Annotated in this window: 18 protein-coding genes; 9 read left to right on the plus strand and 9 right to left on the minus strand. The window is 74.1% G+C overall.

From position 1 onward, the window contains the following. Positions 1 to 25 precede the first annotated feature (25 nt). Genes QSK20_RS06175 through QSK20_RS06185 form a run of 3 tightly spaced genes read left to right on the plus strand, consistent with a single transcriptional unit; the run spans position 26 to position 3,224 of the window. Complete coding sequence (locus tag QSK20_RS06175) at positions 26 to 1,348, plus strand: helix-turn-helix domain-containing protein (protein WP_285787564.1); 1,323 nt, start codon at positions 26 to 28, stop codon at positions 1,346 to 1,348. Further along, a complete protein-coding gene (locus QSK20_RS06180; RefSeq protein WP_285787565.1) occupies positions 1,345 to 1,644 on the plus strand; it encodes a YciI family protein in 300 nt (99 codons plus the stop codon). Before QSK20_RS06175 ends, QSK20_RS06180 begins: the two co-directional genes overlap by 4 nt. Continuing rightward, a complete protein-coding gene (locus tag QSK20_RS06185; RefSeq protein ID WP_285787566.1) occupies positions 1,644 to 3,224 on the plus strand; it encodes a FliH/SctL family protein in 1,581 nt (526 codons plus the stop codon). Before QSK20_RS06180 ends, QSK20_RS06185 begins: the two co-directional genes overlap by 1 nt. Positions 3,225 to 3,364: 140 nt before the next feature. On the opposite strand, the gene QSK20_RS06190 is transcribed toward QSK20_RS06185, so the two are convergent. Then, complete coding sequence (locus QSK20_RS06190) at positions 3,365 to 3,931, minus strand: GNAT family N-acetyltransferase (protein WP_285787680.1); 567 nt, start codon at positions 3,929 to 3,931, stop codon at positions 3,365 to 3,367. 114 nt (positions 3,932 to 4,045) lie between these two features. Between QSK20_RS06190 and QSK20_RS06195 the strand changes: the two genes are divergently transcribed. Together QSK20_RS06195 and QSK20_RS06200 are read left to right on the plus strand one after the other, a co-directional pair. Then, a complete protein-coding gene (locus tag QSK20_RS06195) occupies positions 4,046 to 4,762 on the plus strand; it encodes a siderophore-interacting protein (RefSeq protein ID WP_285787567.1) in 717 nt (238 codons plus the stop codon). 40 nt (positions 4,763 to 4,802) lie between these two features. Next, a complete protein-coding gene (locus QSK20_RS06200; RefSeq protein ID WP_285787568.1) occupies positions 4,803 to 6,314 on the plus strand; it encodes an MFS transporter in 1,512 nt (503 codons plus the stop codon). 121 nt (positions 6,315 to 6,435) lie between these two features. Here the strand turns inward: QSK20_RS06200 and QSK20_RS06205 are convergent, their stop codons facing one another. The 3 genes from QSK20_RS06205 to QSK20_RS06215 all read right to left on the minus strand — a co-directional run bounded on the left by QSK20_RS06205 (position 6,436) and on the right by QSK20_RS06215 (position 7,904). After that, entirely contained in the window at positions 6,436 to 6,897 is a 462-nt protein-coding gene (locus QSK20_RS06205) for a hypothetical protein (RefSeq protein WP_285787569.1), read from the minus strand. 71 nt (positions 6,898 to 6,968) lie between these two features. Next, positions 6,969 to 7,463 carry a hypothetical protein gene (locus tag QSK20_RS06210; RefSeq protein WP_285787570.1) on the minus strand — a complete coding sequence of 165 codons (495 nt, stop codon included), beginning with the start codon at positions 7,461 to 7,463 and terminating at the stop codon, positions 6,969 to 6,971. Positions 7,464 to 7,541: 78 nt separating this feature from the next. Then, the gene (locus tag QSK20_RS06215) at positions 7,542 to 7,904 is read right to left on the minus strand and encodes a DUF952 domain-containing protein (RefSeq protein WP_285787571.1); all 363 of its coding nucleotides are present in this window, start codon (positions 7,902 to 7,904) and stop codon (positions 7,542 to 7,544) included. Positions 7,905 to 8,081: 177 nt separating this feature from the next. Here QSK20_RS06215 and QSK20_RS06220 point away from each other — a divergent pair, with 177 nt between their 5' ends. Further along, a complete protein-coding gene (locus QSK20_RS06220) occupies positions 8,082 to 8,654 on the plus strand; it encodes a DUF2087 domain-containing protein (RefSeq protein ID WP_285787572.1) in 573 nt (190 codons plus the stop codon). Between the two features lie 70 nt (positions 8,655 to 8,724). Here QSK20_RS06220 and QSK20_RS06225 read toward each other — a convergent pair whose 3' ends face one another. Then, on the minus strand, positions 8,725 to 9,099 hold the full coding sequence (locus QSK20_RS06225) for a DoxX family protein (protein ID WP_285787573.1): 375 nt from the start codon (positions 9,097 to 9,099) through the stop codon (positions 8,725 to 8,727). 166 nt (positions 9,100 to 9,265) lie between these two features. Between QSK20_RS06225 and QSK20_RS06230 the strand changes: the two genes are divergently transcribed. Then, positions 9,266 to 9,769, plus strand: coding sequence for a DinB family protein (locus QSK20_RS06230; RefSeq protein WP_285787574.1), 504 nt, complete (start codon positions 9,266 to 9,268; stop codon positions 9,767 to 9,769). Positions 9,770 to 9,834: 65 nt separating this feature from the next. After that, the gene (locus tag QSK20_RS06235) at positions 9,835 to 10,281 is read left to right on the plus strand and encodes a protein-tyrosine phosphatase family protein (protein WP_285787575.1); all 447 of its coding nucleotides are present in this window, start codon (positions 9,835 to 9,837) and stop codon (positions 10,279 to 10,281) included. Between the two features lie 63 nt (positions 10,282 to 10,344). Here the strand turns inward: QSK20_RS06235 and QSK20_RS06240 are convergent, their stop codons facing one another. Genes QSK20_RS06240 through QSK20_RS06250 form a run of 3 tightly spaced genes read right to left on the minus strand, consistent with a single transcriptional unit; the run spans position 10,345 to position 15,574 of the window. Further along, positions 10,345 to 11,556, minus strand: a complete 1,212-nt coding sequence (locus tag QSK20_RS06240) for an MFS transporter (RefSeq protein ID WP_285787576.1) — start codon at positions 11,554 to 11,556, stop codon at positions 10,345 to 10,347. After that, positions 11,529 to 12,404: a thioesterase domain-containing protein gene (locus tag QSK20_RS06245; protein WP_285787577.1), complete on the minus strand. Its 876-nt coding sequence runs from the start codon at positions 12,402 to 12,404 to the stop codon at positions 11,529 to 11,531. The genes QSK20_RS06240 and QSK20_RS06245 overlap by 28 nt, the downstream gene beginning before the upstream one ends. Beyond that, on the minus strand, positions 12,401 to 15,574 hold the full coding sequence (locus tag QSK20_RS06250; RefSeq protein ID WP_285787578.1) for a non-ribosomal peptide synthetase: 3,174 nt from the start codon (positions 15,572 to 15,574) through the stop codon (positions 12,401 to 12,403). Before QSK20_RS06250 ends, QSK20_RS06245 begins: the two co-directional genes overlap by 4 nt. Before the next feature lie 193 nt (positions 15,575 to 15,767). Between QSK20_RS06250 and QSK20_RS06255 the strand changes: the two genes are divergently transcribed. Continuing rightward, complete coding sequence (locus tag QSK20_RS06255; protein WP_285787579.1) at positions 15,768 to 16,796, plus strand: methyltransferase; 1,029 nt, start codon at positions 15,768 to 15,770, stop codon at positions 16,794 to 16,796. Here QSK20_RS06255 and QSK20_RS06260 read toward each other — a convergent pair. After that, positions 16,759 to 18,030 (minus strand): cytochrome P450, encoded by a 1,272-nt coding sequence (locus QSK20_RS06260; RefSeq protein ID WP_285787580.1) that lies wholly within the window; start codon positions 18,028 to 18,030, stop codon positions 16,759 to 16,761. The two genes, QSK20_RS06255 and QSK20_RS06260, sit on opposite strands and share 38 nt — an antisense overlap. Positions 18,031 to 18,322 lie beyond the last annotated feature (292 nt).

Here is an 18,322-nt window from a genome sequence, read left to right on the forward strand (position 1 = left end):
GCGGCGACGACGTGGAGGCAACACGATGATCGGCATCATCGGTCCGGAGGACTCGATCCGGCTCGTACAGGAGGTCGCCGAGGGCGAACAGCGTTCCGCCGACCTCACCGTCCGCGCCTACACCCGGCCGGAACAGGCTCCCGAGCTGGCCCGGGAACTCGACGAGCTGTGCCAGGTGATGCTCTTCACCGGGCGCATCCCGTACGCGTTCGCCGCGGCGACCGGCGGGCTGCGCGCCGAGATCGACTTCGTGCCGCACGCCGGCATCGACCTCTACCGGACGCTGTCGCGGATGCTGCTTGCCAACGGCGGGCGGCTGCCGAGGGTGAGTGTGGACACCATCGAGGCCGATGTCGTCCGGGAGACCTACCACGACATCGAGCAGGTCCCGCCGACCGAGATCCTGCCCATCGCCGACTCCTCCGGCCTACTCTTCTCCGGCCTCGACGAGATCACCGCGTACCACCGGGAGCGGTACGAGTCGGGAGCGGTCGAGGCCTGCCTGACCTGCCTCGGGGCGGTGCACCGGGACCTGCGGGACGCCGGGGTGCCGGTCTGGCGCGTCGAGCACACCCGCGCCTCGGTGCGGGACGCGCTGCGCCGGGCCTGGCTCGCCGCCGAGGTACGCCAGTCCCGGGGCACCCAGATCGCGGTGATGATGATCGAGCTGGCCGAGCCGGCCGGCCGCCAGGGCGACCAGTACCAGGCGGAACGGGCCCGGCTGCGGCTGCGCGAGGCCCTGCTGGAGCACGCCGAGCGGATGCGCGGCCGGCTGGGCACGATCGACGACCGGACGATGCTCATCACCACCACCCGGGGCACCGTGGAGAGCGCCATCGCCCGGTACCGGGCCGGGCACGCCTCCCTGCTCACCCTGCGCGGCGTCGACGTCGAGCACACCGTCGGCTTCGGGGCCGGCACCACCATCGCCGCTGCCGAGGACAACGCCCGCAAGGCCCTCGCGCTCGGCCGGGGCAGCGGCGACACCCACGTGGTCTTCCCGGACGGGGAGATCTACTCCAGCCGGGAGAGCCCGGTCAAGCAGCGGCTCCGGGAGACCGCGCCCGGGGTCCTGCGGGTCTCCGAGCAGCTCCGGCTCGGGCCGCTCTCCACCCGTCGGCTGCTGGAGGCGCTGCACCAGATGGACCCGAACCAGGTGACCGCGCGCGGGCTGGCCGACGCGTACGGGGTGGAGGCCCGCTCCGCGCGCCGGCTGCTCAAGGCGCTGCGGGCGGCGGGCTACGCCGAGGAGGTCGGGCTGCACGTCAGCACCGGCGCGGGCCGGCCGCAGACCGTCTACCGGGTGGCCATGCAGCGCCTCGGCGAGGCGATCGGCGGTGGCACGTGAGGTTCGAGCCCACCTACCTGGTCACCGCGACCTTCGCCGCCGACGCCGCCACCCGGCGGGAGCCGTACCGCGCCGCCCACCTCGCCCACGTGGCGTCCCTGCTGGCCGACGGCACCGCGCTGGTCGCCGGGGCGCGGGCCGACCTGGCCGCCTCCGTCCTCGTTCTGCGGGCCGCCGACGCCGACGCGGCACGGGCCCGCTGTGCACACGATCCGTACTGGCAGCACGGGGTCTGGACGGCCATCGAGGTGGTCGAGTACCTCGCCGCCACCCCGCAGTCCCTCGGGAGGTCATGATGTCGCAGTACCGCCGGATCGCCGGGGTCCGGGTGCACGGCGCGGAGCGCGCGCCGTACGCCGCCCGGCTGGTGGAGGAGGCCCTCGGCCGGGCGTCCGAGGGGGTGCCGGTCCGGTTCACCGCCGACCCGGCCCTGCCCGAGGGCGGCTACCGGATCGAGGTGCCCGAGGACGGGGAGATCCGGGTCAGCGGCGACCCCTTCGCCGGGCTGGTGTACGCCGCCCGCGAACTGGCCGACTCCGCCACCCCGGCCGGCGTGCCGGTGGGCGTGCGGACCGGGTCGCCCGGCCTGCCGCTGCGCACCCTGTGGACCTGGGACCACTCCACCAACTGGGACCTGCGCCAGCTCGGCCAGCAGGAGATCGGCGCGCTCAACCCGTACGCCAAGTCGGCCGAGGCGTTCGGCGCGGACTACCGGCGGCTGGTCGACTTCTGCAGCCGGGAGCGGATCGGCGGCATCGTCGTGTACGGGCTGCTGCGCGACGCCCACGGCGGCGTCGAGGCGGCCCGCGACCTGTGCGAGTACGCCAACGAGCGCGGCGTGCGGATCGTCGCCGGCATCGGGATCAACGCCTACGGCGGCATCTACTTCGACGGCCGGCACCGCTACAACCTGGCCACCTGGCTGCGTCAGCGCCCCGACCTCGCCGCCGAACTGCCGAAGAAGGTCGGCTTCGACATCGACGAGTTCGGCGACCTGCACTTCCCGGCCAGCGAGTACATGATGGCCGCCTGCCCGTCCCAGCCGGACAACCTGGCCTGGCACCGGGACGCCGTCGACTGGCTGCTGGACACCCTGCCGGTCGGCGGGATCAACTTCGAGACCGGCGACTACGGCAGCTGCGCCTGCGCCCGGTGCGCCGCCCGCACCGGCGGGGAACGCACCTCGTGGTCGTACGAGGCGATGCGGTCGGTGTACCCGACCCTGCTGGACACGGCCCGCCGGCCCGGCCCGGCCGGGGTGCCGCTGCGGCACCTGGTCGAGGTCTACTGGGACAACATCTTCGACCTGGACGCGCAGAAGCCCCTCGCCGACCTGCCCGACGACGTGGCGTACCAGTACTGCGTGAACCGGGGCTTCTGGTACGACAACCGGGACCGGCTCACCGCCGACCACGTCGGGCGGCTCCCGCACACCACAAACGTGCTGCGCACCCACGCCGGCTCACAGTGGAACCGGCAGCGGCACTCCTGGGTGCCGGAGATGTACGCCGACATGGCCAGCCGCTCCGGTGCGGCCGGACTGCGCGGGCTGACCATCTTCGCCGAGCCGTCCGCGTACCACCCGACGAACGAGGTCAGCTACCTGGCGTACGCCCGGTTCACCTGGAACCCGGAGCTGGCCTGGGCCGACTTCTGGCGCGACGACGTCGCGCCCCGGTTCGGCGGCCCGGCCGAGGCGCAGGCGTTCGCCGACGGCGCGGCCGTGCTGGACGACCCGGCCGCGACGGCGGACGCGCTCGACGCCGTCCGGTCGGACGCCCTGGCCATGGTCACGGCCACGGCCGGGGACGTGCAGCGCCGCTGGCTGTGGCTGGCCGAACGCGCCGCCCGGCACGCCCACTCCGCCGCCTCCTGACCGCCTCCGGCCGCCCCCGACCGCCCCGCCCCGCCCGCCCGCCCCGGCCCGGCCCGCTCACGACATGCGGCATCTCGGGGTGACCGGCGGTCGGGGCGGCCCGGGTTGCGGCATGCCGGGGTGACGGGTCGGATCGTCGGCTACCGGGCCACCGGCTGCGGGTGGTCCGCCTCGAACCGGGTGCGGGTGAGGAAGGCCAGCTGGGCCCGCTTGTCGGGCATGTCGATCTCGTCGTCGAAGGTGAAGCCCTCCCGCTCCAGCCGGCGCAGCGCCAACTCGTTGCGCACGTCGGGCTCCACCACGATGCGGTGGTGCGCCGGGTCGCGGAACAGGAACCGGGCCAGCGCCGGCCCGACCGCCGTGGTCAGGCCGCGCCCGGTGCCCGTGGGTGGGGCCAGCAGCAGGTGCATGCCGATGTCGCCGGGGCGCACCTCGTACCGCTCGCCGACCGGGTCGGCCGCCGGCTCGTAGGTCTGGAAGAGGCCCACCGGCACGTCGTCCAGCCGGATCAGGTAGGCGTGGTGGGTGGTCAGCCCGTCGATGAACTCGTAGATCTCGCGGACGTCGTCCGGTGTGTAGGAGCCCATACCCCAGTACACTGCCCGGGGCTGGGTGACCCAGCCGTGCAACAGTCCGGCGTGGACCGCGGGGTCCACCGGTGTCAGCGACAGGGTGCCGAAGCCGGGGATCGTCTCCTCGTACATCACGTGCCTCATCTCATGCTCTTGCGGGTCGTCCGGTGCGCGAAACGACACCTCTCCCCAGAACCGATCGTTTAGGTTAGCCTTGCCTAACTGGGCAGGACTGTACGGGAGGACCGCGTGAAACGGAACTGGGAAGCCCTGGTGCTCAAGGCCATGGGAGGCAGGGACTTCCGGCTGACCGTGCTCGAGTCCGAGTCGGTGAACGCCCACTACCAACGCCTGCTGGTGGACGGTGGCGGCCTGCTGGAAGCCTGCGGCGTGCACCCGACGATGTGGGTGCGCCTGTGGTTCGACAACGCCGGCAAGGCGCACCAGCGCGCGTACACCCTGGTCGATCCGGACCCGGCCACCGGGCGGTTCCACCTGGAGTTCGCCCTGCACGACGGCGTCGCCGCCCGGTGGGCCACCAGCGCCCGCCCCGGCGACACCATCGACGCCACCGTCCAGGGCACCGGGTTCACCCTGCCCGACGACCCCGCCCCGCGCCACCTCTACCTGGTCGGCGACGCCGCCTCCCTGCCGGCGGTCAACAGCCTGCTCGACCACGCCGAGGACGTGCCCGCCACGGTCTGGCTGGAGTACGCCCACGACGACGAGCAGGCGTTGACCCCGCGGGCCCGGGGACACCACAAGGTGATGTGGGTGCCCCGCCAGGACGGCGGCCAGTACCTGGTCGACACGGTGTGCGCGGCGATCCCGCCGGACACCGACGGGGCGTACTACTGGGTCGCCTGCGAGGCGGGCAGCAACCGGAGCATCGCCCGGCACCTCCGGCGTGGCCTCGGCGCCGGCAAGCACCAGGTCTCCTCGCTCGCCTACTGGACCGCCCGGTGACCCCAGCCGTCCACTCCGCCCCGCCGGCGGACGGTGCCCGGTGACCGCCGCGCCCACCACGGCCGGCCCCGCGACCCGCGACGACACCGTCGCCAGCCGGCTGCCGACCCGCTGGCTCATCCTCGCCGTGCTCAGCCTCGCCCAACTGGTCGTGGTGCTCGACAACACCGTGCTCACCGTGGCGGTGCCGGCGCTCACCCGGGACCTGAACGCCAGCACCGCCGACATCCAGTGGGTGATCAACGCGTACGCCCTGGTGCAGTCCGGCCTGCTGCTCACCGCCGGCAGCGTGGTCGACCGCTACGGCCGGCGGCGGATGCTGCTGGCCGGGCTCGTCCTGTTCGGGCTCGCCTCGCTCGCCGCCGCGGCCGCGCAGTCCAGCGGGCAGTTGATCGCCGCCCGGGCGGCCCTCGGCGTCGGTGGCGCGCTCCTGGTGACCGGCACCCTGGCGGTCGCCATGCAGGTCTTCGACGCCGAGGAGCGGCCCCGCGCGATCGGCATCTGGGCGGCGGTGAGCGCGCTCGGGTTCGCCGCCGGTCCACCGGTGGGCGGACTCGTCCTCGCGCACTTCGCCTGGCCGGCGATCTTCCTGCTGAACGTGCCGATCGTGCTGCTCTGCGTGGCCGCCGTCGCGCTGCTGGTCCCCGAGTCGCGTGGGGCCACCGGCGGACGCCTCGACCTGGTCGGGGCGGTGCTCTCCACCGCCGGGCTGACCGCGCTGGTCTACGCGGTCATCCGTGGTCCCGAGGACGGCTGGGTCGCTCCGTCGGTGCTCGGCGCGGCCCTGGCCGGCGTGGCGCTGGTCGGTCTCTTCGTCGGCTGGGAACGGCGTACCCCGCACCCCATGCTCGACATGGACCTGTTCCGGGACCGGCGGTTCGTCGGCGCGGTGGCCGGCGTCGTCCTGATCACCTTCGGCAGCGCGGGCGCCCTGTTCCTGCTGGCCCAGCAGTTGCAGTTCGTCCGGGGGCACTCCGCCTGGGAGGCGGGGCTGCGGATGGTGCCGTTCGCGTCGACCGTGGTCCTGCTCAACCTGGTCGGTGTCACCGCCCGCCTGATCCGGGCGCTCGGCATCCCGGCGGCCATCGCCGCCGGCATGACGTCGCTCGCCGCCGGGCTCGTGGTCGCCGCGTACGCCCCGACCGACGGCTACGGTGTGCTGCTCGGCGGTCTGGTGCTGATGGGCGCCGGCTGTGCCGTGGCCAACCCGGCCATCGTGGAGGCGGTGATGAGCGCGATCCCCGTCGACCGGGCCGGTTCGGGGGCCGGTGTGGACGGCACCATGACGGAGGTCGGCACGAGCCTCGGCGTGGCCGTGCTCGGCGCGGTGATGAACACCCGGTTCACGGCGGCGCTGCCGGTCGCCCTGGCGGGCGCCGCGTCGTTCCCCGCCGCCCTGGCCGCTGCCCGGAGCGAACCCGAACGTCAGGCGGTCGCCGAGGCGTTCTCCTCGGCCGTGGTCGTCGGTCAGACCGTCGGCGCGGTTGCCGTCCTGGTCGGCGGCCTGCTGGCCGCCCTGCTCCTGCACCGCGCGGCCCGTCGGGTCGGCTGAGCCCGGGGCCGGTCCCGCTCGGACGTCGCCGCTGGCGGCGCGCCGACCGGGACCGGCCCGCCACCCCCCGGACCGGACCCGGTGGTGACGGGCCGGCTGCCGGCGCTGGTCCGGGCCGCCGTCAGTGCCGGACGGTGAACCGGACGTCCTGGCCCAGGTAGTCGATCTCGTACAGCACCCGGTACGGTGCGCCGTCCGGCACGTCGGTGGCGAGGACCACCGGGCGGGAACGCGGGCCGTGGGAACAGGCCGTGACCGGCTCGGTGGCGATCGGCTCGCTGCCGTCGGTGGGGTAGAAGATGACGAGGAAGTCCTGGCAGCGGTCCGACGGCGCGGCCACGTCCACGACGTGCGAGACGCTGATGGTGGTGCAGGTCGGGTTCTCCGGCACGGTCAGCAGCACGGTGGCCACCCGGCCGGCGGCGTAGAAGTCGGACTCGGGCCGCAGCGGGGCGCAACCGTGCGCCGCCGACCCGGGCGTCGCGCCCGATGCTGCCTGGGCGCTGCCCGGTGCCGCCGACCCGGCGGCGAGGAGGGCGGTCAGACCGGTCACCGCGGCCAGCGGACGGATCCTGCGATTCATGGCCGTTTCCTTTCGGGAGAGGGTGTCTACCCGAACCGTCTCCCCGACCCGGCCAACCGTTCGTGACAGATCTACGACACCGACGTCGGCGGTCCGTCCGGGCCGCCCCGGCCATGCGTCTCACCCCGGACGATCGCCCGGCACGAGGTGGCCAGCAGCAGCCCCAGCCCGGCGGCCAGGATGGGCAGGCCGACGCCGAAGGGCAGCTGCGCCATCGGGTTCAGCGCATTCTGCTCGCCGACGACGGCGAAGCTGGCCGCCACCACCGCGAGGCTGGTGACCAGGGTGCCCACGGCGGCGACCACCCCGGTCATCGCCGCTGCCGTGCTGCCCCGGGCCAGCAGGGCCGCCCCGCCCGCGAGCAGCAGCCATCCGAAGGTCAGCAGCGTCCAGCCACCGCCGTCGCTGAGCGACGCGTACGCCCAGCCGGAGAAGGACCAGGCGTAGCCGTCGCCCTTGCGGAACCAGGGCAGCAGGTACCCGGCGAGGGTGAGCAGGGTGGCCACGAGCATGCCGCCGTCGACCGCGACCAGCGTCGACCGGGGTTTCTGCGGCGACACGGACATGACGTCCTCCTCGTCCGTTGCAGCCGGTGGGGGATCCGCGAGGGCGGCCCGGTGCGACAGCCACGCTGCCACGACCGGTCAAGCGTCCGGCCCGTCCCGCAGCTCGTCGGGAAGGAGGAACGTCCCGTCGTCGGCCCGGGGCAGCGGCGTCACGGCGACGACGGCGTCGAGGTTGAGCGGACCGTAGACGTGCGGGAACACCACCCCCGGCGCGACCTCGTCGTCGCGGACCGGGGCGGTCAGCCGGGCCGGGTCGATGTGCAGCAGCAGGAGCGGACCGGCGTCGGCGTAGAAGGCCTCGGCGACGCCGAGGACCTGGTCGCGCCGCGAGGCGTGGATGAAGCCCTCGTCGGCGAGGGTGCGGCCCCGGGTGGACACCCGGTAGTCCCCGGCCTCGCGGGCCCGCTGCCAGTCCGCCGCCTCGGCGATGTGGAAGAGCACAGCCGGACGGTACCGGAGTCCCCGCCGTCCCGCCGGGTCACGGTACGTGTCAGTGGTTGAGCCGGCAGTGGGCTCTCAGTGAGGCGCCCCGTCGCTGTCGGCGAGGAGGTCGGCGGGACGGGGGCCGGCGACGGAAAACCTGTTGAGGGACGAGCGTGGAACGGGGAGAAAGGGAACGTGACTCCTGAGACGGTGGTGCGGTTGGTGGCGGAGCCGGATCGGCTGCGGGTGCTCGGCGCGGTCGCGCTCGGGGCGGCGACGCCCGATGCCGCCGTGACGGCCTCCGGCCTCGGCCCGAAGGCGGCGCTGGTGGCGCTGCGCCGGCTGCGCGAGCAGGAACTCGTGGTCGCGGAGGGCGACGTCCTCCGGGTGGACTACGACCGGCTGCGGGAACTGGCGCGTGCCACGTCGCCTGCCGGCGACGGCGACGGTGGCGAGGTCGGGTTCCGGCCGTTCCTGCGCGGCGGCCGGCTGGTCAGCCTTCCGGCGCAGCAGGGCCGACGCCGGGACCTGTTGCGCCACGTCGCCGAACGGTCCTTCACGCCCGGCGTCGACTACCCCGAAGTGGCCGTCAACGAGCGGCTCCGCGCCTGGTGCGACGAGGGAGAGGTGGACCATGTGACGATCCGCCGGTACCTGGTCGACCTGCGGATCCTCTCCCGGGCGGACGGCGTCTACCGGCTCGGCCCGGAGCCGGCCGGCGAACCCGGCCGGGCGGAACGGCACGTCCGGGCGATGGGCCTGGGCTGACGCCGTCGCGGCCCGTGGTGCCGTCGGTGCCCGCGCTGGCGATCAGCGCGACCGCGGTCAGCCCGGTCGGTCAGAAGGCGTACGGCCCGAAGCGGCCCCAGACCACCAGCACGAGCAGGGCGACCAGCACGAGGTTCCGCAGGACCGGGCCGACCTCCCGGCGCAGGGCGTGCGTGACGACCGCGCCGACCATGATGACGAGCAGCCCGACGGCGGCCAACGGCACGAGCACCGGGGCGATGTCGAGCAGGCCGGGGAGGATCAACCCGAAGGCGGCGAGCACCTCGGCCGCGCCGATGAACCTGATCAGGCCGGGCGGCAACGGCTCCAGGGCCTCCATGCCGTTGGCGAGGAGCTTCTCCTTGGGGCGGGTCAGCTTGATGCCGCCGATCACCAGGAACACGGCGGCGAGCAGACCGGCGATGGCCCACAGGGCGACGTTCATGTCGGAGCCCTCCGAGGAAGCCGTTCGAGATCGTTTGTCGGCAGGCGGAACCGTAGCAGACCAGGTGCCCGTCGGATGTCCGTCCACGCCGGACGGTCGGCGTGTCCGGCGAGCGGTCCCGGAAAAGGCCGTGCCGGACCGACCGGCCGCCGGATAGCCTCCGGCCATGCCGCCTTCCCGCACCCGCCCCCCGTTCGTGGCCGACGAGCGCACCCAACTCGTCGGCTGGCTCGACCTGCAACGCGCGATCGTGCACTACAAGTGCGAGGGACTCACCGACGACGACGCCCATCGGGCCGTGCTGCCCACCTCGCCGCTGATGACGGTGGCGGGGATCGTCTCCCACCTGCGCTGGGTCGAGAACACCTGGTTCGAGGTGCTCTTCCTCGGCCGACCCGCCGGACCGCAGATCGAGGAAGAGGACGCCGACATGCGGGTCGAGGGCGTCCCCCTGGCCCGGCTGCTGGCCGAGTACGACCAGCAGTGCGCCGTCTCGAACGAGATCGTCGCCGCCCACCCCCTGGACGAGGTGGGCCGGCACCCGGACTACCGGTCCGCCGGCGCGAGTCTGCGCTGGATGCTGATCCACATGGTCGAGGAGACCGCCCGACACGCCGGGCACCTGGACACCATCCGCGAACTGCTCGACGGGGAGAAGGGCTACTACTAGACCTCCGGTCACCGCTGCTCCGCCACGGGTCCGTCCCGACGGTGCCCACGGCCTACCATCACCGGATGGACGCGATGTGGGAACCGACCGCGCCGGGAGTGGTGCGGTTGCCCTCGGGCCGGCTGGTCCGTGGGCGTGGGCTGCGGGCCGGACCGCCGCCCGGTCCCGCCCCGACCTTCGGCGTCTACCTGCTCGGCGCGCCGCCACCCCCGGTGGACTGGGAGAGCCGGTGGCTGCCCTGGCCCGACTTCCGGCTGCCCCGGGACCGGGCCGCCGTCGGACCACTGCTGCGCGAGGCGTGGGAGCGGGCGGCGACCGGGCGGGTGGAGGTGGCCTGCGGCGGCGGCCGGGGCCGCACCGGCACCGCCCTGGCCTGCCTGGCGGTCATCGACGGGGTGCCACCGGCCGAGGCGGTGGCGTTCGTCCGGCGGCAATACCACCGCCGCGCGGTGGAGACGTTCTGGCAGAAACGCTACGTCGCGCGCTTCCGTCCCGCCGGCAGTGACGGCTGATCGTCCGGGCGCGGACCGCGCCCGGACGATCAGCCGGGTTGCCTTCGACTCCCCGACGCCGGGTCAGGAGGCCCTCTCGGCCCGTTCCGGGGCGGCCTTCGGAGCGGGCGGGGCCGCCTCCGGGCGACCGGCCAGCAGCGACTCGCCCAGGACGACCGCCAGTGCCGCGACGGTGACCAGCGCGCCGATGCCGAACACGCCGCGCGCGCCCAACGGTGCCAGCACCAGTCCGCCGACCGCCGCACCGACCGCGATGCCCACGTTGAACGCCGCCGAGTTGGCCGCGAAGCCGATCTCGGTCCGCCCCGGGGCGACCACCAGGATCCGGGCCTGGGTGGCCATGAACACCGGTGCCGCCGACGCGCCGAGCAGGGCGAGCATGGCGACCACCACGACCTTCTCGGTGGCGAACAACCAGAGGCCGAGCAGGGCGACCGCCTGGAGTCCGATGGTCAGCACCAGCGCGCCGTTGGGGAACCGGTCGAGGATCTGGCCGACCCCGCTCACCCCGGCGATGCCGGCGAGCCCGAAGACGAAGAGCAGTACGCTCACCGTCTCGTCGGTGAATCCGGTGACGTCGGTGAGCAGCCGGACGACGTAGGTGAACCCGGCGAACATGCCGGTCACCGAGACCGCGGTGGCCAGCAGCGTGACCACGAACCGGCCGGTGTGCGGGGCGGAGCCGTACGCGCCGTGGCTGTCCTGCGGACGGCTGGTCGGCAACAGCACCGCGATCAGCACCAGCGCGGCGAGGGACAGCGCGGTCAGCACCAGGAACGGTGCCCGCCAGCCGCCCTGCTGCCCGATCCAGGTGCCGGCGGGCACGCCGAGCACGGTGGCCAGCGAGCCCCCGACCGACATCACCGCGATCACCCGTCCGCGTACCTCGGGTGCGAAGAGCCCCACCGCGACGGGCGCCATCACCGCCCAGAAGAGGGCCTGGGCGACGGCGGTCGCGATCCGGGCGGTCAGCAGTACCCAGTAGCTGGCCGCGACGATCGAGACCAGGGTGGACACCACGAGCACCGCCAGCACGCCGGTGAGCACCCACCGGCGGGGCAGGTCCCGGGTCACCTGGGCGAGCGGCAGCGAGACGACGGCCACCGTCAGGCCGTAGCCGGTGACGAGGTAGCCGACCGAGGAGAACGTGACGTCCAGGTCCTCGGAGATCAGCGGGAGCAGGCCGATCGGCAGGTTCTCGGTGGTGTTGAAGGTGAAGGCGGACAGGGCGAGAGCCAGCAGTACGGTCACGCGCCGCCAGGTGGCGGAGGCCATTCGTCGGCCGTTCCTTTCTGGGCGTACGGGCGCCCGTGGTCGTCGGTGTCGGTGCCGGGAAGGCAGCGGCGCAGGGCCCGGCCGAGCGCGACCAGCCCCTCGCCCCGCCAGATCGAGTAGTGGTCGCCGGGGACGACGAGTTCCGTCACGTCGGCGGCCAGGCCGTCCCAGCGCATCAGTTCGGCGGGGGACTCGGCGGCGCGGACCACGGTGACCGGCCCGTCGTACCCGCCGGTGGGCCGGTAGTGGCTCAACGCCGTGAGGTGGGCGTCGAACAACGCGTACCGGTGCAGCAGGAAGGAGTGGTCGAGGTCCTCCGGAAGGACACCGGCCCGGACCAGGGCGGTGAACGCCGTCTCCGGCGTGCTCCCGGCGGGCAGCCCGTCGAGCACCACCCGGGCCGGCTCGACCGGCTGGCCCGAGGTGGCGAGCAGGTCCACCACGAACCTCGTCGTCCGCGCCGACCCCTCGGGATGCCGCATCAGGGTCGGCACGATGCTGTCGACGAGGACCAGCGCCGGCACGTCGAGACCGTCGGCGCGCAGCCGCTGGGCCAGGTGGTACGCGACCGCACCCCCCATCGACCACCCGAGCAGGGCGTACGCCCGGTCGGGCCGGACCCGGCGCAACGTGTCCCGGTAGCCGGCCGTGAGGTCGGGCAGCGAGCCGGCCGGCGGACGGTCGTCCTCGAAGCCGGGCGCCTCCAGGGCGAGGACGGGCTGGTCGGCGTCGAGCAGGGCGGCCAGCGGCAGGTACGGGTAGGGGGATCCGGAGATGGCCGGTACGCAGCACAGCGCCGGCCGGCGTCCGGTGGCGCGGATGGTCAGCACGGCCCCGTCGTCGGTCATCGGTCCGCCCCCCGCCCCGTGTCGATCCGGGCGGCGAGGTCGCGGACCGTGGCGGTGCCGTAGAGCAGGCGCAGGTTCAGCCGCACCCCGAAGGCGCGGTTGATCCGGCTGATCACCCGCATGCCCTGCAACGAGCTGCCGCCCAGCGCGAAGAGGTTGGCGTCCGCGCCGACCTCCGGCACACCGAGCACCTCCCCGAAGATCGTCACCAGGGCGGCCTCGGTCGGGGTGGCCGGGGGAACCGCCTCGTCCCGTCCGGCGGCCGGCTCCGGGGCCGGCAGGGCGGCCCGGTCGATCTTCTGCGAGCTGGTCAGCGGGAACTCGTCGAGCACGCACCATGCGCCCGGCACCAGGTACGCGGGGAGCAGCGCGTCGAGGTGGGCGCGGAGTTCCGCCGGGGTCGGCGGCGGCCCGTCCGCGCTGACGTACCCGACCAGGCGGGGCTCCCCGCGCGGGTCGGGGCGGACCACCACCGCCGCCCGGCGTACGCGCGGGTGGGTCAGCAGCGCCGACTCGATCTCGCCGGGCTCGATCCGCAACCCGCGCAGCTTGACCTGGTCGTCGAGGCGGCCGAGGAACTCGAGTTCGCCCGTGCTGTTCCAGCGCACCAGGTCGCCGCTGCGGTAGACCCGGCCCCCCGGCCGGAACGGGTCGGGGACGAAGCGTTCGGCGGTCAGCGCGGGCTGGCCGAGGTAGCCCCGGGCCACCCCGACACCCCCGACGAGCAGCTCACCGGGGGCGCCCCGGGGCGCGAGCCGTCCGTACCGGTCCACCACGTACAGCCACCGCCCCGGGTGGGGGCGGCCGATCGGCGGCGGGCAGTGCCCCCGGCCGGGTGGGCACTCGTGGTCGGTGCAGGCCACCGAGACCTCGGTCGGGCCGTACAGGTTGACCACGCGGCGGCCCGGCGCGTGCCAGGCGTCGACCAGGTCCGTGGTCAGCACCTCGCCGGCGCTCAGCACGACCCGGAGGTCGGGATGACCGGTCGGGTCGAGGCTGCCGAGCATGGTCGGGGTCAGCCCGAGGTAGGTGACGCGCTGCGTCCGCATCAGCGCCGCCACCTCGTCCGGCGCGGACCCCTCCTCGGGGGAGACGAGCACCAGCGTGGCCCCGGCCGTGAGCGCGGTGAGCACCTCGCCGAGAGCCAGGTCGAAGGTGAGCGAGCAGAACTGGAGCATCCGGTCGGCCGGACCGAGGTCGAGCACCCGGCGGTTGCGGTCGACGAAACTGGTCAGTCCGGCGTGGTCGAGCGCCACCGGCTTGGGTCGACCGGTCGACCCGGACGTGGTCACCACGGCGGCCAGGGTCGCGGCGGTGTGGGCCGGCAGCGGCCCCGGCGCGGGCTCGGCCGCCGGAGCGTCCCACGCCAGCACGTGTCGGCCCGGCAGCGGCGGCAGCCGGTCGACCAGGGTGGACCGGGTCAGCACCACCGGCGGGTCGACCGCGTCGACCAGGCGGGCCAGCCGACGGGGCGGATGCGTCGGGTCGAGGATGGTCACCGCGGCTCCGGCCCGCAGCACCCCGAGCACGGCCACGACCAGGTCGAGGTCCCGGTCGGCGACGACGGCGACCACCCGTTCCGGAGCGCCGTGCCGGACCAGCCGGTGGGCCAACGTGTCCGCCCGGCGGAGCAGCTCGCCGTAGGTCAGCTCCCGTCCCCGGCAGACCGCCGCCACCGAGTCGGGGCGCGCGGCGGCGACCGCCGCGATCCGGGCGTCCAGCGGGCGTTCGTCGGTCCGGGCCGGTCCGCCGTCGCCGAGTTCGAGCAGCGCGGCCCGCTCCCGGTCGGAGAGCAGCGCGAGACGCGACAGCGGACGGGTCGGGTCGGCGCATCCGGCCGTCAGCAGGGTGGTGAGGTGGTCGAGCAGCGCCTCGATCCGCCACCGGTCGAACAGGTCGGTCGCGTAGGTGAGGTGGACGTCGACGCGGTCGGGCGTGACCGCGAAGTCGACGGAGAGGTCGAACGGGGACCGCTCCGACGGGGGCGGGACCAGGTCGACGGCGAGGCCCGGCAGGGACAGCCCGGCCCCGGTGGTGTCGGCACCGAGCAGCTGCACGCAGACCTGGAACAGCGGGTTGCGACCCTCGGCGCGGACCGGGCGGACCCGTTCGACCACCGCGGAGAAGGGCACCTCGTCGTGGTCGTACAGACCGAGGCTCGCCTCGGCGACCCGGTCCACCAGTTCGTCGAAGGTGGGGTCGCCGGAGAGGTCGAGGCGGAGCACCACCATGTTGACGAAGAGCCCGACGACCTCCTCCAACTCCGTCTCGGACCGGCCCAGCAGCGGCACGCCGAGCGGCAGGTCCTCCTGGCCGGCCTCGGTGGCGAGCACCGCCCCGAGGGCGGCGGTCAGCAGCATGAACGGGGACACCTGACGGTCGCGGCAGAACGCCGCCACCCGGTCACGCAGCGCGTCGGGCAGGGAGCGGACGACCGCCGCGCCGGGCCGTCCGGAGGCGGCCGTCCGGGGCCGGTCGGTGGGCAGCTCCACCGGTGGCACGTCGCGCAGCGCCCGCTCCCAGTGCCGCAGTCCGGACTCCAGCGTCTCCGGGGTCAGTCGGGCGCGCTGGGCCAGCACGTGCGCGGCGTACGTGCGGCCGGGCGGGGGCAGTCGCGGGGCGTGACCGGCGACCGCGGCAGCGTACCCGTCGGCCAGGTCCCGCCGGAGCACCCCGGCCGACCAGCCGTCGGTGACGATGTGGTGCAGGAGCAGCAGGAGCACGTGGTCGTCGTCGGCGAGCCGCAGCAGCCGGAAGCGGTACAGCGGGCCGACCCGCAGGTCGAACGGGGTGGTGACCTCCGCCCGGAGCGCCTGGTGCAGGGCGGCCTCCCGGTCGTCCGGGGTGTCGCCGGGCAGCGGGCGTACGTCGAGCCGGACCGGGGCGGGCGGGGCGATCTCCTGGTACGGCGTGCCGTCCTCGGTGCCGAACGTGGCCCGCAGCGCGTCGTGCCGGGTCACCAGGTGGGTCAGCGCGGTCCGGAGCGCGGTGACGTCCAGCGTCCCGCGCAGGCGGTAGACGAGGGGGCTGTGGTACGTGGACTCGCCGGGGCTGAGCTGGTCCACCAACCACAACTGCTCCTGCGCGAAGGAGAGTGGCAGCCGGGTGCTCACGGCCGGCGCGGCGGCTTCCGGGAGCACGCCGCCCACCGTGGGGGCAGGGGACGTCATCGTCGGCATCCTTTCACGGGTCGACCGGTCGTAGGGGGACGTCGGAGGTGTCACCGGCGTTTCTCCGGGTTTCTCGTGTCCTGTCCGGACTGCTGCCAGAAGACGCGTCGAACGTGTTCGTCCGGGTGGTGTATGCATTGACAAACCTTGCTAGATTTCCTTCGTTGTCCGAACGCGGGGAGGTTGATTTCTGGTGTTCCGGGAGCCGATCGCGGAAATCGCTGAGCTGTTCCACGTCTATCAGTCCGGACTGGTTTTCCACGCGATCTGCGCGGTGGCCAGGCTGGAGATTCCGGACCGGCTCGCGGACGGGCCCCGACCGGTGTCCGAGCTCGCGGCCGAGGTGACCGCCGACCCGGACGCGTTGCGCCGCGTGCTGCGCCTGCTCGACGGGTACGAGATCGTGACGCACCACCGCGAGACGGACCGGGTGTGGCTCACCGACCGGGGCGAGCTGCTCCGCCGGGACCATCCGATGTCCGTCTGGGCCACCTTCGCCACGCTCGGCGTCTCCGACGTGGCGCACCGGCTGGTCGACACGATCCGCACCGGCCGTCCCGCCGTCCCCGGCGCGTTGGGCACCGGGTTCTGGGAGTACCTGGCGGACCGTCCCGACCAGCAGGCGGTGTTCAGCCAGGCGATGGCGGAACAGGCACGGCTGCTCTCGCTGCCCTGCGTGCCGCTGCTGGACTGGCCCGACGGCGGCACGGTGGTGGACGTCGGCGGCGGCAGCGGGGTGCTGCTGGCGGCGGTGCTCGACGCCGCGCCCGGCCTGAAGGGGATCCTGCTGGACCAGCCGCAGGTGCTGCCCCGGGCGGTGGACCGGTTCCGGGAACGCGGGCTGGCCGACCGGGCCGACGTCCGGCCGCACGACCTCTTCACGCCGGTGCCGGCCGGCGACGTGTACCTGCTCTCCCGGGTGCTGCACGACTGGGACGACGACGCGGTGGTCGGCATCCTCGGCGCCCTCGCCCGGGGCGCGTCCCCGGGCGCGCGACTGCGGATCTTCGAGGACCTGCTGCCCTCCTCGGGGCCGCTGGCGGCGACCCAGGCCTGGTCGGACGTGGTGATGATGGTGCTGTACCCGGGGGCCCGGGAACGGACCCTCGGGCAGTACCGCGAACTGCTGGAGCGGGCGGGCTGGGCGTTCGGGCGGACGGTGGCCGGTCCACCCGGGATGCACGTCATCGAGGCGTCCCGGAGCGCCGACGAGCCTCGGTGAGCGTCGTCGTCGTCGGGGTGAGCGCCAGGTCCAGGCGGCGCAGTCCGTTGAGGAAGTTCGACGCCTGACGGACCGCCGCACCGGCGACCTCGAACGCCTCGACTTGCCGGGCCAGGGTCTCCAGCAGGCAACGCAGCTCCAGCCGGGCGAGGGCCGCGCCGATGCAGTAGTGCGGCCCGCCGCCGAACCCGAGGTGGGGGTTGGGCCACCGGTCGACGAGGAACCGCTCCGGATCGGTGAAGACGGTGTCGTCGGCGTTGCAGGACGGGAACCACACCACCACCCGGTCCCCGGCCCGGATCGAGGCGTCGCCCAGGGTGGCGTCGACGGTGGCGGTCCGCATCGCGTGCATGGGCGGTGACGTGTAGCGGAGGATCTCCTCCACCGCCCGGTCGGTCAGCTCCGGGTCCTGCCGCAGCCGCCGCCAGACCTCCGGGTGCCGGGCGAAGGCGAGCATCGCGCCGGAGGCGGCGTGCGGCGTCGTCTCCAGCCCTCCGTTCATCAGCCCGTCACAGTTGAGGACGATCTCCTCGTCGGTCAGCGGCTGGCCGTCCACCACCGCCTGCGCCAGCGCGCTCACCATGTCGTCGCCCGGCTCGGCCCGGCGTCGGTCGAGCAGGTCGGCGAAGTACAGGAAGACCTCGGTGTGCGCCTCGGTCCGGGCCGCCGCCGCCTCCGGGCCGCGTTCGTCGTCGTCGAAGGCCCGCAGGGTCAGCCCGACCAGGTGGTCCCAGTCGGCGGCCGGGACGCCCATCATGCCGAGCAGCGCCCACGCGGGCAGCGGCGCGGTGAGTTCGCCGACCACGTCGAACGGGGTGCCCCGGTCGAGCAGTTCGGCCAGCCGCGCGTCGAGCCGGCGGAGCAGTTCGGTGCGGAGCCCGGCCAGCGCCCGGGGCGTGAACCAGGCCGAGTGGGCGGTCCGCAGGCGACGGTGCGCGGGACCGTCGGCGACCACGAGCATCCGGCCGGCGGCGGCGCGGACGGCCTGCGGACTGCTGCCCAGGCGCATGCCGAGGGTCGAGGTGAACTCGGCGGGCCGCCGGAGCAGTTCGCTGCCCGGCCGGTGGCCGGTGACCGACCAGAAGCCGCCGTCGGCCGACTCCTGCCAGGCGACGGGGTGCCGGCTCCGGGCCTGTCGCCAGGCCTGGTGGGGCCGGTCGGTGGTGAACAGGTGGGGATCGGCCGGGTCGAAGTCCGCGCCGCCGGCGGTGAACAGGGGGGTACGGGTCAGCACGGGTCCCTCCGATCGAGACGTGGAATGGCCGTGGCGGTGGTGCCGTAATTGGGCAGCGCGCGTCGCACGCCGCCGGCTCCCAGCTCATTCCGGAGCGTTTTCCATCACTTATTTCCTGGCGCTCGAAAATATGGATTTGTGGGTTAGGCTCGGCTCATGTGACCACCCGTGAATTGTGCGGACGAGGTCGTTCCGGGCTGGTGCGGAAATGCCGCCGCCCGATCCGATGGCAACGCGGGACCGGCCGGGTGCGTGTGGAACCGTGTCGGTCCCTCGACGCGCGTCCGCCGGG

The organism is Micromonospora sp. NBRC 101691, assembly GCF_030269285.1.
GTDB classification, from domain to species: domain Bacteria; phylum Actinomycetota; class Actinomycetes; order Mycobacteriales; family Micromonosporaceae; genus Micromonospora; species Micromonospora echinospora.

What these genes read in the sequence shown, in the direction of transcription:
- QSK20_RS06245 (WP_285787577.1), bottom strand. Translation starts at nt 12,404, where the DNA reads ATGACCGACGACGGGGCCGTGCTGACCATCCGCGCCACCGGACGCCGG.
- QSK20_RS06225 (WP_285787573.1), bottom strand. Translation starts at nt 9,099, where the DNA reads ATGAACGTCGCCCTGTGGGCCATCGCCGGTCTGCTCGCCGCCGTGTTC.
- QSK20_RS06205 (WP_285787569.1), bottom strand. Translation starts at nt 6,897, where the DNA reads ATGAATCGCAGGATCCGTCCGCTGGCCGCGGTGACCGGTCTGACCGCC.
- QSK20_RS06175 (WP_285787564.1), top strand. Translation starts at nt 26, where the DNA reads ATGATCGGCATCATCGGTCCGGAGGACTCGATCCGGCTCGTACAGGAG.
- QSK20_RS06210 (WP_285787570.1), bottom strand. Translation starts at nt 7,463, where the DNA reads ATGTCCGTGTCGCCGCAGAAACCCCGGTCGACGCTGGTCGCGGTCGAC.
- QSK20_RS06235 (WP_285787575.1), top strand. Translation starts at nt 9,835, where the DNA reads ATGGACGCGATGTGGGAACCGACCGCGCCGGGAGTGGTGCGGTTGCCC.
- QSK20_RS06250 (WP_285787578.1), bottom strand. Translation starts at nt 15,574, where the DNA reads ATGACGTCCCCTGCCCCCACGGTGGGCGGCGTGCTCCCGGAAGCCGCC.
- QSK20_RS06185 (WP_285787566.1), top strand. Translation starts at nt 1,644, where the DNA reads ATGTCGCAGTACCGCCGGATCGCCGGGGTCCGGGTGCACGGCGCGGAG.
- QSK20_RS06240 (WP_285787576.1), bottom strand. Translation starts at nt 11,556, where the DNA reads ATGGCCTCCGCCACCTGGCGGCGCGTGACCGTACTGCTGGCTCTCGCC.
- QSK20_RS06230 (WP_285787574.1), top strand. Translation starts at nt 9,266, where the DNA reads ATGCCGCCTTCCCGCACCCGCCCCCCGTTCGTGGCCGACGAGCGCACC.